This is a genomic window from Aquimarina sp. AU119 (assembly GCF_900312735.1).
GTDB lineage: Bacteria > Bacteroidota > Bacteroidia > Flavobacteriales > Flavobacteriaceae > Aquimarina > Aquimarina algiphila.
In genome coordinates this window covers 192,704-205,650 of record NZ_OMPF01000015.1, presented here as the reverse complement: position 1 = coordinate 205,650, position 12,947 = coordinate 192,704, and the positions used below count along the sequence as shown (strand labels likewise).

Genomic DNA, 12,947 nt, shown 5'->3' with positions numbered 1-12,947 from the left:
AGCACTTTGATTTTCAACCAAATATCCGCGAAAATCACGTATAAACACCTACGCATTACACCATAGCTATTTTCTACATTTGAGTTAACATTAATATATTCTAATTTAAACTTTTAAAATCATGGCACAAGAAAAACAACTAGTATCAATGGCACAGCAATTTACGGGCTTGCCTATGGATGACCTTATTGGTGGTCCATTAAATGCCGCAGCAAAAGCTAATTCTGCAATGGCATTAACTCAAACTCGATTTATGCTCGACACCTGTTTTTCATTTGACGATACCACAAAAGGGTATAGTCCAATAATGATTAATATGTCGCTTACCAGAGGGGTTATCATTCCAAGTGAAGAACCAAATGCTGCACCAGACATTAAGCCTATCACAACAAAGTTTGATTTACCAATTCTTACTGTAATACCTTTAAACTCATTAGCAGTGGATAATGTAGACATTAACTTCGAAATGGAAGTGAAATCAAGCTATGGAGAAGAGACCAGTGAAACTCAGGAAACAAAAATAGCTGCAGAAGCTAGTTGGGAAGTTAAAGCAGGTTGGGGTCCTGTTTCGGCCACAATCAAAGGAAGTGCTAGTTATGACAGTAGTGACAGCTCAAGTTTTAGCTCTCATTATGAAAAAAGTAACTCTGCTAAATACACAGTGAAAGTTCATGCTGGCCAGCTACCTCTCCCTAAAGGAGTTAATACCATTATTGAAGCATTTACCAAGGCAATAGAACCCTATGAAATGCCTCAAGAAAAACCTTAATAATTAAGTAGTAATCGATAAAATAAGATGTCTATTCTTATTTTATCGATTTCACTTCTCTAAACACAACAAAATGGCGAAAAAACCTAAAAAAGAAAACCAATATGATTTTACAGGTTCATTGATAAATGAACTTATATCTCAACCATTGGTTGCTGTTGCCAAAGCACAATCTAAAATGGCAGAGGAGCAAATAAGATCACTCCTGGATAATTGTTTTCATTATAATGGAAAACATTATAAACCAAAAATGCTGAAGATGTCGGTTACAAGAGGAGTATTAGAGACCGTAGATGCTATTAATTCAGAACCAGAAATTCAACAGATAACTACATACTTTAGTCTTCCATTAGTTACAATATTCCCATTCAGTCCATTAGGTGTAGAAACAGTTAATATTGATTTTAATATTGATGTCACTTCTCAATATAGTGTCGATGAAGATTGGAATCATGATGACTTTTCAGAAGGGAATACTTCAGATATTAACTGGACAAAAAAAAATCCTTCTGTAGAAATGTTAGGTAAAATAGCTCCTAAAAATAATATGCTTAAGAATACAGATACTAACATTAACACATATGAAAGCAATGATCTAAATGCAGCGTATTCTATAGGCGTAACTGCTGGTACTTTACCTCTTACAAAAGGGCTTCTAACGATCATTGATGTGTATACAAAAGCTATTGAACCTTTAGAAATGCCACTGGATAAAAATTAATATTATAAAACAAACAAAATGATCAACGAACAAAAAATACCATGCCCCGTTTGTCAGGGTCAAATTCCATTCGATATAACCTCTCTTTTACAAGGTGTAAAATTTGCTTGCCCCTCATGTCAATCTGTTGTGGCTTTATCTCCCGAAAGTATTGATGAAACTAGAAATGCAATAGAAAAATATGAAGAACTTAAGCAGGCAGGAGCTAAACTAAAAAATAAATCTTATGATAAATTTTGATCAATTCATAAAAGCAATTAACGATGCTACGCTTTCTGCTAACTCGGCATTAATGGATGAAAATCTAAAAGTGATAGATCGATATTTTGAAAGTTCTGGTGGGACCGAACTAATTACAGGTTCTCTTGATGACGCATTACATGCAGCAAAAAAAATTCTCAGAAAAAAACGTCCTACCAAAGAAGAGTTAGAAGAAGCAATGCAAACTTTTGCTGATGCAAAAGAGGCACTCCAGGATGACAAGGGTATTTCTAAAACAAAAACATCTAATGCACTAAAGCCAAAAACAGTAGTGGTTCAGTATCCAGAACAAACTTCTAGCGGAGTTGTAATGAAGAATGTACATGTGCCCTTAATTGCATTAATACCTATTTCTTCATCTCAGATATCAGAGGTTCGTTTTAAAACAAATCTGGAGATTTTAGTAGAAAATGATGATTTAAAAGTTAGTTTCCCTACAAAAGACACAGAAGCTAATACTGAAAACAATACTCAATTACAAACCAGTAGTTTAGAAATCATTATGCAACCACAAAAAAGTCCTGAAGGACTTAAAAGTTTAATTCAGGGATATGAGAAAGTACTAAGAGCACAAATTCCTAATTAAATAATTTTATTCTGGTTTTAGAATATTGCAAAAGGAAAATTAAGAAATGCCTTGCATGGTAAGTAACGTGGTGCCCCAAACTATTACTGAAGAAAAGAATATCCCCACGGTATTTGCCATAAAAGCTTTTCTTTTTTTGATTTTAAATAAATATGATGCAATACTGCCTGCATATACTCCAGTTCCCGGTAATGGAATCATCACAAAAAACAGAAGACCCCAAAAGCCATATTTTTGAATTTTTTCACCAGATCCTACTTTGGCTTTTCGAGCAACATATATTGCGGCTTTTTTATAATAATGCCATCGTAATAAATAACTATTTACCTTTTCTAAAAAAAATATCATTAAAGGAAAAACAAGAACATTGGCAAGAAAACATACTACAAAAACCAAGTAAATGTTTACTCCATTGAACATTCCATATGGAATCCCAACTTTAGCTTCCCCAAAAGGAGAAATGCTCCATAAAATAGCTATAATAATATCCTGAATCACAAATTTACTTTTCTAAGAGAGCGCAAAGTTAATGTTCTAAATGATTCACACTTCATTTAAAATCATAAAAAACGTTTAAATTGTCAATTTTAGGGCATAATTCAACAATAAAAACAGAAATTAAGGAAAAAAGAACCCTATAAATTAGTTTTTATAGGGTTCTTCTTTACAAATATTAGAATTTAAAATTTATATCCTACTCCAAAACCAAATAACCATGGATTAATATCCACATCTGCTCCAACAGTAGCTCCCAATGCATTAGTCGCATTTACAGTTACATCGGTCTGAAGGAATAGCTTTTTCACATCAACATTTAAAAACCATTTGTCATCTAATGCATAATCCAATCCTGCTTGTAAAGCAAAACCAACACTATTATCATAATCTATATCATCTGCTATTGGTCCTTCATCCACCCCATAAAAAATAGTATAATTTATACCAGTTCCCAGGTATGGTTTAAACGCTCCCCCTGTAAAATGATATTGCACTGTTAATGTTGGTGGTAATAACCATACATCACCTAAGTCAATATTTCCAACCGCTGTAGAAATTGCTTCTACCTCATGTTTTGTTGTTGCCAAAATAAGTTCTGCCGCCCAATGTTCTGTAAAAAAGTAAGTAAAATCCAATTCTGGGACAAACGTAGTAGATATATCTACATCCCCTCCAATGGCATCAATAGAAGCACTTTCATCAGGAGCTACTGCTACCCCTCTAAGTCTTACTTGCCATCTACTAAAATTATTGGTTTCATCTGCTCCTTTTTCTTGTGAATAGGAAGAAAAAGATGCTACCAAACTAACGAATAAAATAACTCCAATTTTTCTCATTACCGTTCTAATTTAAATGATTTAATGCAAAGGTAATTTCGAGTAAAAAAGTAAATTATGACGAATATCATATTTACATTTTTAGCCAGTAAATAGAAGCAAATAATCAGGTATTTACACCTATTAAAATTACTATGATTTATATCATTTTTAAACAAATCGATTTTGAATAGTTTTCGAAAATAATTTCAATTAAGCTATGTAACCTTTGTTACTGATAAGAAGATTTTGAAGTTTTACTTTTATCAAAAAAACAACATAATGTTTGGTAGAGGTTCAAAAATATACAGCATACTATTTTTAAAATGTCCCAGGTGTCATAAAGGAGAATTTTTAGAAGCCAATCCTTATAATTTAGGAAACTTTAATAAGGTAAAAGAAAAATGCCCTAAGTGCGAACTAAAATATAGTTTAGAACCAAGTTTTTACTATGGTTCAATGTATGTTTCATATGGTGTGGGAATTGCAATTAGTGTAGCTGTCTATATTTTGATAAGACTATTAAATCTTGATGTAACTCCTATGATCATTTTTGTAAGTATTGTTACTACTTTATTTGTTTTAATGCCATATATAGGGGCTATATCAAAATCTATATGGGCTAATTTTTTCTTCAATTATGATGAATCTGTTTCTAAACAAATAACACCAAAATCTAATAAATGATCCAGGAACTAAAAATAAGTTATGGGCATCTATTTGAAGATGCTTTGATAAATGACATATTACACGTTGGAACTTTTAAAGAGGTTCCAGCTGGATATAAGTTAATGGAAATTGGGGATTATGTTAGAGGAATGCCATTACTCGTATCAGGAGCAATTAAAGTACTTCGAGAAGATAAAGAAGGAGATGAATTACTATTATATTATCTGGAACAAGGAGATACGTGTTCAATGACAATGACATGTTGTATGGGACAAACCAAAAGTGAAATTCGCGCTATAGCAGAAACAGATACTAAACTTATTATGATTCCAATTAGAAAAATGGAAGAATGGACGGCAAAATATAAATCCTGGAGAAATTTTGTTTTTGAAAGTTATCATCATCGTTTAAATGAACTTCTCCAAACGTTGGACAGTATTGCATTTGATAGAATGGATGAACGTCTTATAAATTACTTAAGAGAAAAAGCTAGAATTAATAAAGAAGATATTATTCATAATACACATCAAGAAATTGCATATGAACTTCATAGTTCTAGAGTAGTAATATCTAGGTTACTTAAAAAATTAGAACAGATTAATAAGATCGAATTGTATCGAAATCATATCAAAATCCTTGATCTATCATAAGTTCATTACTAACAATACCAATAAAAAACACTCAATATCTTATGGATATAAACTTTTGATTAGATGTTAAAACAATACTTTCCAATTTTTCAGTGGCTTTCCACTTATAAAAAAACATACATATCTGGTGATGTCGCTGCAGGTATCACTGTTGGGATTATGTTAATTCCGCAAGGAATGGCTTATGCAATGATTGCTGGCCTGCCTCCTGTATTTGGGTTATATGCTGCATTAATCCCTCAAATTGTTTATGCAATACTAGGAACCTCTCGTCAATTGGCAGTCGGCCCTGTAGCTATGGATTCTTTATTAGTTGCTTCTGGACTAGGTGCTCTTGCATTATCAAGCATTGAAGAATACATTGCAATGGCTATTTTTCTTGCTCTTTTTATGGGAAGCATACAGCTTCTTCTGGGGGTGCTTAGAATGGGTTTTTTGGTAAATTTCTTATCTAAACCTGTAATAAGTGGATTTACATCTGCAGCAGCGATTATAATAGGATTAAGTCAGCTAAAGCATCTTTTAGGCACTGAAATTGAACGCAGTAATCAAGTACATATTCTTTTAAAAAATGCTTTAGACACTATTGATCAAATCAACATATATACTTTAATAATTGGAGTTATTGCAATTATACTTATTAAAAGTATTAAAAAAATAAATCAAAAAATGCCGGCAGCTTTGATTGTTGTCATTCTTGGAATTACAGCTATCTATAGTACTGGCTTGAGTGATTCGGGAGTAAAAATAGTAGGAACTATTCCGCATGGATTACCTGCGTTTGAAATACCATCTATTCAATACTCCAGGATTCCTGAACTCGTTCCTATTGCTCTAACTTTGGCACTTATCGCTTTCATGGAAGCAATATCTGTTGCTAAAGCTGTAGAAGAAAAACATAGCGATTATGAAATAGATGCCAATCAGGAATTAATTGCATTGGGAACATCTAATATCATAGGATCTCTTTTCCAATCATATCCTACTACTGGTGGTTTCTCAAGAACGGCAGTAAATGAACAAGCCGGAGCTAGAACAGGAATCGCAGCTATTGTTAGCGTAATTATTGTAGGAGCTACCCTCCTATTTCTAACACCCTTATTTTATTTTTTACCTAATGCGATACTTGCATCCATCATTATGGTAGCAGTCTTTGGGTTAATTGATACAAAATATCCTATTCAATTATTTAAAAATAGAAAAGATGAGTTTGCGCTATTGATTATTACATTTTTAATTACGCTTACTGTCGGAATCAAAGAGGGAATATTACTTGGAGTTCTGATTTCTTTATTGTTATTAGTTTATAGGATTTCAAAGCCACATATCGCAATACTGGGAAAAGTAAAAAACACTAATTATTTCAGAAATATTGATCGTTTTGGTTCTGATGTAGAGGTCTCAGAAGAACTTCTCATCATTCGTTTTGATGCACAACTCTATTTTGGAAATAAAGAATACTTCAAAAATGAACTTCACCGTCATATGGCTCAAAAAGGAAATAACCTTAAAACAATAATTCTTAATGCAGAATCCATTAATTACATTGACAGTAGTGCTATGCACATGTTACAACAGTTAATTAAAGACCTTAAAAGCAATCAAATACAATTTTTAATCGCTGGTGCCATAGGACCAGCAAGAGACATCATATTCAGCAGTGGGTTAATTAACATGATAGGAAGAGAACATCTTTTTGTAAAAACATATGAAGCTTATGATCATCATATCCATGCAAAACAAAAAACAGCTATTCAGAAAAAAATAGCGCTTCAAACCAAAGAAACATCTGTAACCTAAGTAGCTGTAAACAAGAAATATCAAAGTTAGCTTTATAGCATTAAACCTTAAAGAAAACAATTATGAAAGTAGAACAAATTTATACCGGATGCCTGGCACAAGGCGCTTATTATATCGAAAGTAATGGTGAAGTCGCTATTATAGATCCATTAAGAGAAGTAAAACCTTATCTTAAAAGAGCAAAACTTGATGATGCCAAAATCAAATATATCTTTGAAACTCATTTTCATGCTGATTTTGTAAGTGGCCATATCACACTTGCCAAGGAAACAAAGGCCTCTATTGTCTATGGACCTAATGCAAACCCAGCTTTTGAGGCGATTATTGCAAAAGATGGTCAAGAGTTTAAATTAGGAGATTGTATCATTAAAGTACTTCATACTCCTGGACATACCATGGAAAGTACAACATACCTTTTAAGAGATGCTAATGGTAAAGATTATGCCATTTTTAGTGGGGACACCCTCTTTTTAGGTGATGTAGGACGTCCTGACCTAGCCCAAAAGGCAGCTCATATGACTAAAGAACAATTAGCAGAAACATTATACGATAGTCTTCGTACTAAAATAATGCCTTTATCAGATGATGTTATCGTGTATCCAGCTCATGGTGCTGGATCTGCTTGTGGTAAAAACATGATGAAAGAAACGGTAGATACATTAGGAAATCAAAAACAAGTGAACTATGCACTTCGTGCAGATATGAGTAAAGAAGAATTCGTTAAAGAAGTGACCGAGGGACTGTTACCTCCACCAAAATATTTTCCGTTAAATGTAAAATTGAATAAAGAAGGGTATGATGATATTGATATTGTTTTAGAAAGAGGAACAACTGCTTTATCACCAAAAGCTTTTGAAGCATTAGCTAATGAGACCGGAGCAATTGTATTAGATGTGCGTCGTCCACATGATTTTGCCAAAGGTCATATTCCTCGTTCTATCTTCATAGGATTAGACGGAAGTTTTGCTCCCTGGGTAGGTGCGTTAATTGTAGATGTAAAACAGCCGATTCTACTTGTAACTCCAAAAGGTTCTGAAGAAGAAACTATTACGAGACTTTCGAGAGTTGGTTTTGACAATACACTTGGATATCTAGAAGGTGGATTTGATGCCTGGAGACAGGCGGCAATGGAATATGATACGGTTAGTACTATATCTGTAGATATTTTAAAGAAAATATTGGACGAAGAAAACATTCCCATTTTTGATGTTCGCAAAGAAAGTGAATACATTTCTGAACATATTGAAAGTGCAAAAAATACACCACTAGATTTTCTTAATGAGCATTTAGTAGAATTCCCAAAAGACACATCTTTTTACATTCATTGTGCAGGAGGATATAGAAGCATGATTGCTTCTTCCATTCTTAAAAGTAGAGGGATCCACAATGTTATTGATATTTCGGGTGGTTTTGAAGCGATCAAAAATTCTGATATAGATATTACAGACCATGTATGTCCTACAACATTAAAATAGTTTCCAATTCCATTTTGGATTTTTAGTTGGTTAGTAAAAAGAGTTGTCTTTAGAGATGACTCTTTTTTTTTATAAAAATGCTCCAATGTAACCCATGTTACTGTATTACATAATAATGAGAATTAACTTTACTAAAAAATAAAAACCATGGATATATTAGACGAAAAAAAAATAACTATCCCCAGAATTGGTGATGATGCTCCAGATTTTGAAGCACTCACAACAAAAGGTAAAATAAAGTTCTCTGAATATGCTAAAGATCAATGGATAATCATGTTTTCTCATCCAGCAGATTTCACACCGGTATGTACTACAGAAATGAGTGGATTTGCAATAAGAAAGAAAGAGTTTGACGCTTTAAATACTGAACTTATAGGCTTAAGTATTGATAGTATTCACTCTCATTTGGGGTGGGTAAATAATGTAAGACAAAAAACAGGAGTGTATTTTGACTTTCCTATTATCGCAGATTTGGATATGAAAGTTTCAAAATTATATGGGATGCTTCAACCAAATGAAAGTGAGACTGCTGCTGTACGTGCTGTATTTTTTATTGACCCAGCAAAAAAGATACGTTTAATCATGTATTACCCATTAAATGTTGGAAGAAATATGGATGAAATTCTGAGGTCTTTAGAAGCTCTTCAAACATCAGACAAGTATAAAGTAGCTATGCCATTAGATTGGAAACAAGGAGATAAGGTGATTATCCCACCTCCAAAAACTTTAGAAGAAATGGAAGCCCGTATTAATGACGATTCTATTGAAAAAATAGATTTCTATCTCGCGAAAAAGGATATTTAATTCTAAAAAGGATCACAAAACAAATTTATTATTTAAAGGAGAAGGTGATATGTTATTAATGATCATCTTCTTCCTTATATCCAATATCTAATAATATAATCATGTCAATTTTTAATTTCATTTTTAAAAAATCCAATTCAAAATCTAGTGCTATTAAAATACTTGATGTTTCTTTTTTTAAAAAAGAAATAACAGAAAACAAAGATGCCCAATTAGTAGATGTTAGAACACCGAAAGAATATAACACAAGTCATATTAAAAATGCTATCAATATAAATTATTTTGAAAGAGATACGTTTCAATCTCTATTTCAAAAATTGAATAAACAAGAACCCATTTATATATACTGTAGATCTGGAAACCGAAGTCGTAAAGCTGCAAAACAATTATCTGATATGGGATTTGTGGAAATTAAAGATTTAAAAGGTGGCTATCTAAACTGGAAATAATTCAATATCGATGAGTTCTTCTTCTGACTAAAATATATTGAAGAAAACAAACATTTCTTTGCTTTGTGTAACATGAGTTACATAAATAACAAAAAGATGAAGGTATTTTTAACAAATTAGTTAAAAGAAGAACCAAATGAAATCACATCATCAAATTCTCATTATTGGAGGAGGTACTGCTGGAATAATGACAGCTGCACGCTTACTCAAAAAAGATAAAAGCTTAGATATTGCAATTATAGAACCTGCAGATACTCATTATTATCAACCTGCCTGGACTTTGGTAGGTGCAGGAGATTATGATTACAAAAAAACAGCAAAACCCATGGCAGATATAATGCCTGATCATGTACAATGGATTAAGGATTATGCAACTGCTTTTACTCCTGAAAGCAATATAGTTTCTACAAAATCAAATGGAAACATTACATATGATTTCTTAGTGGTAGCTCCTGGATTAGTTATGGAACCTTCTATGATTGATGGTTTAAAAGAAGGTCTGGACAAAGGAATTGTTTGTAGTAATTACACAGATCCAGAGCATACCTGGGAAGTACTCAAAAATTTTAAAGGTGGTAACGCTGTATTTACTCAACCTACAACTCCTATTAAATGTGGTGGAGCACCACAAAAAATTGCATACCTGGCTGCTGATTATTTTAAAAAGCATAATCTTACTCATAAATCCAATGTCATTTTTGCTACACCTGGTTCAGTAATTTTTGGTGTAAAACCTATAAGAGAAACGTTAATGAAAGTTATAGGTCGTTATGGGATACATTTTAAGCCTTTTTATGCTCCGCATAAAATAGATTCTGAGAATAAAATTATCTATTTCAAACATGTAGATCCAGATGAAAATAAATGTGTTATTAATGAGGATCCTGCTATTGGAGAACTTGCTATAGAAGAGAACATTATTAAAATTCCATTCGATATGTTGCATATCGCTCCTCCACAAGTAGCTCCTAAATTTATAAGAGATTCTAGCTTGGTTAATACTAGTGGTTGGTTAGATGTTAATCATCATTCTCTTCAACATAACAAATACTCTAATATATTTGGACTTGGTGATGTAGCTGGACTTCCTACTGCAAAAACTGGAGCTGCTATTAGAAAACAAGCTCCTGTAGTAGTTGATAATATTCTTAAACTTATAAAACATCAGGAGGCATCTAATAAAAATTATAAAGGGTATTCTTCATGTCCTTTAGTAACTGGTTATGGCAAAATGACATTAGCAGAATTTGATTATGATAGTAATTTTACTCCAGATCCAAAATTAAAACGAATGTTAATCTTTAACAGTGCAAAAGAGCATTGGAGATTGTACATGTTTAAAAAAGTTATGCTACCCTATTTATACTGGAATAAAATGTTAAAAGGACAAGATGTGTAAGGTTTCTTTTTCATGTTAACATCAATAAAAAGTGTATTGATAAATAGTAGTTTACATTTCGATTTGACTTCCAATAAATACATCTTTTTCATTCTTTGGATGCTCTAGGAACGTATTGGCAATCAAAGAAATTTTTTTATTCTTTAGCCACATTAAATTCTAATCAGATTTGATCAGGAAATCTTTTATTAGAATGATTTATCTCTATTCTAACTACATAATAGACGTCAATAAATAATATTATAGAATATTTTATACCAATTTAGAGATATAATGTCGTATTAAAGGCGATGTTACTTTCAGTTATAAAAACACTGTGATTGTATTGCATAGCTTAGCTATGAAATATATGGATAAGGCATTTATAGCTGAAAAGAATGAGATGACATGGGACATTATATCTCTAAATTAGTGTTAATCCTGCTAGAACAACTTGTTTCTCTATTTCTTAGATGTAAGTTCAAGTTTTTCTAACAGGAAGGCTATTCTTTTCTATAAATCTTTCCTCGGCATGAAGAGTCCCAGAACCCAATTCTCTAATAAATTAAAGAAAGTTCTACAAAAATAGATATCACAGTTTATAGGTAAATTTTTGTTCTTCTTTCGCAATTAGATACAATGGATTTTCTATCAATTTATTTTATTTTCAAAATGATAAGAAGGACAGATCCAACAGATTAAGTTAGGTCTGACTCCTATGATGTTTTAGTGATATTACGCTGCTCTGATATTGATAAGAAAATCTGTAATTGGTATAAATCACAATACATAATTTTTTTTTATGCTATATATAATAAATATAAATAAAAATATATGCGTATAATTTTGTAAATTATTAGGATAAAATGATGCTTGACAACTCTTAAAAATTAGATCATGAAAACGTATAATTTCTTTTTATTAATTGCAATACTAATAATATTCTGCAATTGTGCAGTAATAAGACCTGGAGAAGCTGGGGTAAAACAAACTTTAGGAAAATTCTCTAATAAGGTATCCACACAAGGTACCATATTATATAATCCTTTCATCAGTAAAGTAATCAAAGAATCCACCCAAACGAATAACATAAAACTGATCTTAAGCTTGCCCAGTAAAGAAGGATTAAGTGTGAATTCTGAAATTTCAATCTTATACCGTTTACAACAAGATAAAATACCAACTGTTTTAGAAAATTTAGGTCAGGGTTATGAATCTATTATTACTAGTATTTTTAGGTCGGCCTCTTCTGACGTTTGTGCTCAATTTTTTGCGAAAGATATGCATTCGGGAATGCGAGCAAAAATTGAAGATGAAATAAAATCAAAAATGACAGTGAACCTACAAAAACAAGGAGACGGAATAGAGCTTATAGCTGTTTTAATGAAAAGTATTCAGTTACCCAGAGGACTGGCTGGTTCTATAGAAAGAAAATTACAAGCAGAACAGGATGCTATGCGAATGGAATTTGTAATACAACAAGCAAAACTTGAAGCTAACAGAAAAATAATTGATGCAGAAGGAGAGCGGGATGCTCAAAAGATATTGTCAGAAGGATTAACACAAGAAATTATAAAAATTAGAACTATAGAGGCTTTTAATGAACTATCGAGATCTAACAACAGTAAAGTTATCATTACCGATGGTAAAACCCCTCTTTTAATCGAAACTGATGATTAATTCTCCAGGGCATATTCTTAAAACCTAAAGCCTCTATAGTATGATACCCAAAGTGCTATTTAATACAAAGTATTTTATCAACCTTAAACAGTATATACATGAAATTAATAGAAGAAGCATTAGCATTCGAAAGTAAGAAAATTGGTCATATGAGTACTAGTGATAGAGTATCTGCATCCAGAGAAGCTAAGGCATTAGTTCTTAAAATCAATGAAATTTATAAGATTACTAAAGACCCTAAACTTATGGAAATCATGAAAACAATTACCGTAAAAAAACGTAAAATCGAAAAACGTTTAAAAGGTCTACTGAACTCAGCTTAACATTTTAGATTTTCCTCTTTTCTTTAATGTAGCCGGGATATTGATGATGTTTTGTATACTCCCGGCTGC

Annotated in this window: 15 protein-coding genes; 13 read left to right on the top strand and 2 right to left on the bottom strand. The window is 32.1% G+C overall.

The window, feature by feature from the left end:
* The first annotated feature begins 121 nt into the window (after positions 1–121).
* The 4 genes from DK442_RS14560 to DK442_RS14545 all read left to right on the top strand — a co-directional run bounded on the left by DK442_RS14560 (position 122) and on the right by DK442_RS14545 (position 2,337).
* On the top strand, positions 122–769 hold the full coding sequence (locus DK442_RS14560; RefSeq protein ID WP_200825114.1) for a DUF2589 domain-containing protein: 648 nt from the start codon (positions 122–124) through the stop codon (positions 767–769).
* A 73-nt stretch (positions 770–842) separates the two neighbouring features.
* Complete coding sequence (locus DK442_RS14555; protein ID WP_109436630.1) at positions 843–1,490, top strand: DUF2589 domain-containing protein; 648 nt, start codon at positions 843–845, stop codon at positions 1,488–1,490.
* Positions 1,491–1,508: 18 nt separating this feature from the next.
* Positions 1,509–1,730 carry a hypothetical protein gene (locus DK442_RS14550; protein WP_109436629.1) on the top strand — a complete coding sequence of 74 codons (222 nt, stop codon included), beginning with the start codon at positions 1,509–1,511 and terminating at the stop codon, positions 1,728–1,730.
* The gene (locus DK442_RS14545; protein WP_109436628.1) at positions 1,717–2,337 is read left to right on the top strand and encodes a DUF2589 domain-containing protein; all 621 of its coding nucleotides are present in this window, start codon (positions 1,717–1,719) and stop codon (positions 2,335–2,337) included. Before DK442_RS14550 ends, DK442_RS14545 begins: the two co-directional genes overlap by 14 nt.
* Before the next feature lie 39 nt (positions 2,338–2,376).
* On the opposite strand, the gene DK442_RS14540 is transcribed toward DK442_RS14545, so the two are convergent.
* Positions 2,377–2,835, bottom strand: coding sequence for a small multi-drug export protein (locus DK442_RS14540; protein ID WP_109436627.1), 459 nt, complete (start codon positions 2,833–2,835; stop codon positions 2,377–2,379).
* 182 nt (positions 2,836–3,017) lie between these two features.
* A complete protein-coding gene (locus tag DK442_RS14535; RefSeq protein ID WP_109436626.1) occupies positions 3,018–3,671 on the bottom strand; it encodes an OmpW family protein in 654 nt (217 codons plus the stop codon).
* A 261-nt stretch (positions 3,672–3,932) separates the two neighbouring features.
* Here DK442_RS14535 and DK442_RS14530 point away from each other — a divergent pair, with 261 nt between their 5' ends.
* From DK442_RS14530 to DK442_RS14490, 9 genes are all read left to right on the top strand, one after another.
* Positions 3,933–4,337, top strand: coding sequence for a DUF983 domain-containing protein (locus DK442_RS14530; RefSeq protein WP_109436625.1), 405 nt, complete (start codon positions 3,933–3,935; stop codon positions 4,335–4,337).
* Positions 4,334–4,969, top strand: coding sequence for a Crp/Fnr family transcriptional regulator (locus DK442_RS14525; RefSeq protein WP_109436624.1), 636 nt, complete (start codon positions 4,334–4,336; stop codon positions 4,967–4,969). The genes DK442_RS14530 and DK442_RS14525 overlap by 4 nt, the downstream gene beginning before the upstream one ends.
* 63 nt (positions 4,970–5,032) lie before the next feature.
* Positions 5,033–6,769 (top strand): SulP family inorganic anion transporter, encoded by a 1,737-nt coding sequence (locus tag DK442_RS14520; RefSeq protein WP_109436623.1) that lies wholly within the window; start codon positions 5,033–5,035, stop codon positions 6,767–6,769.
* A 62-nt stretch (positions 6,770–6,831) separates the two neighbouring features.
* The gene (locus DK442_RS14515) at positions 6,832–8,244 is read left to right on the top strand and encodes a rhodanese-like domain-containing protein (RefSeq protein ID WP_109436622.1); all 1,413 of its coding nucleotides are present in this window, start codon (positions 6,832–6,834) and stop codon (positions 8,242–8,244) included.
* A 147-nt stretch (positions 8,245–8,391) separates the two neighbouring features.
* On the top strand, positions 8,392–9,048 hold the full coding sequence (locus DK442_RS14510) for a peroxiredoxin (protein WP_109436621.1): 657 nt from the start codon (positions 8,392–8,394) through the stop codon (positions 9,046–9,048).
* Between the two features lie 101 nt (positions 9,049–9,149).
* Entirely contained in the window at positions 9,150–9,497 is a 348-nt protein-coding gene (locus DK442_RS14505; protein ID WP_109436620.1) for a rhodanese-like domain-containing protein, read from the top strand.
* 136 nt (positions 9,498–9,633) lie between these two features.
* Entirely contained in the window at positions 9,634–10,896 is a 1,263-nt protein-coding gene (locus tag DK442_RS14500) for an FAD/NAD(P)-binding oxidoreductase (RefSeq protein WP_109436619.1), read from the top strand.
* Between the two features lie 876 nt (positions 10,897–11,772).
* Positions 11,773–12,555 carry a prohibitin family protein gene (locus DK442_RS14495; RefSeq protein ID WP_109436618.1) on the top strand — a complete coding sequence of 261 codons (783 nt, stop codon included), beginning with the start codon at positions 11,773–11,775 and terminating at the stop codon, positions 12,553–12,555.
* 98 nt (positions 12,556–12,653) lie between these two features.
* Positions 12,654–12,878, top strand: coding sequence for a hypothetical protein (locus DK442_RS14490; RefSeq protein WP_109436617.1), 225 nt, complete (start codon positions 12,654–12,656; stop codon positions 12,876–12,878).
* Positions 12,879–12,947: the final 69 nt, after the last annotated feature.

Coding starts and splice junctions, on each gene's coding strand:
- DK442_RS14560 (WP_200825114.1), top strand. CDS start 122: ATGGCACAAGAAAAACAACTAGTATCAATGGCACAGCAATTTACGGGC.
- DK442_RS14555 (WP_109436630.1), top strand. CDS start 843: ATGGCGAAAAAACCTAAAAAAGAAAACCAATATGATTTTACAGGTTCA.
- DK442_RS14550 (WP_109436629.1), top strand. CDS start 1,509: ATGATCAACGAACAAAAAATACCATGCCCCGTTTGTCAGGGTCAAATT.
- DK442_RS14545 (WP_109436628.1), top strand. CDS start 1,717: ATGATAAATTTTGATCAATTCATAAAAGCAATTAACGATGCTACGCTT.
- DK442_RS14535 (WP_109436626.1), bottom strand. CDS start 3,671: ATGAGAAAAATTGGAGTTATTTTATTCGTTAGTTTGGTAGCATCTTTT.
- DK442_RS14530 (WP_109436625.1), top strand. CDS start 3,933: ATGTTTGGTAGAGGTTCAAAAATATACAGCATACTATTTTTAAAATGT.
- DK442_RS14525 (WP_109436624.1), top strand. CDS start 4,334: ATGATCCAGGAACTAAAAATAAGTTATGGGCATCTATTTGAAGATGCT.
- DK442_RS14520 (WP_109436623.1), top strand. CDS start 5,033: ATGTTAAAACAATACTTTCCAATTTTTCAGTGGCTTTCCACTTATAAA.
- DK442_RS14515 (WP_109436622.1), top strand. CDS start 6,832: ATGAAAGTAGAACAAATTTATACCGGATGCCTGGCACAAGGCGCTTAT.
- DK442_RS14510 (WP_109436621.1), top strand. CDS start 8,392: ATGGATATATTAGACGAAAAAAAAATAACTATCCCCAGAATTGGTGAT.
- DK442_RS14505 (WP_109436620.1), top strand. CDS start 9,150: ATGTCAATTTTTAATTTCATTTTTAAAAAATCCAATTCAAAATCTAGT.
- DK442_RS14500 (WP_109436619.1), top strand. CDS start 9,634: ATGAAATCACATCATCAAATTCTCATTATTGGAGGAGGTACTGCTGGA.
- DK442_RS14495 (WP_109436618.1), top strand. CDS start 11,773: ATGAAAACGTATAATTTCTTTTTATTAATTGCAATACTAATAATATTC.
- DK442_RS14490 (WP_109436617.1), top strand. CDS start 12,654: ATGAAATTAATAGAAGAAGCATTAGCATTCGAAAGTAAGAAAATTGGT.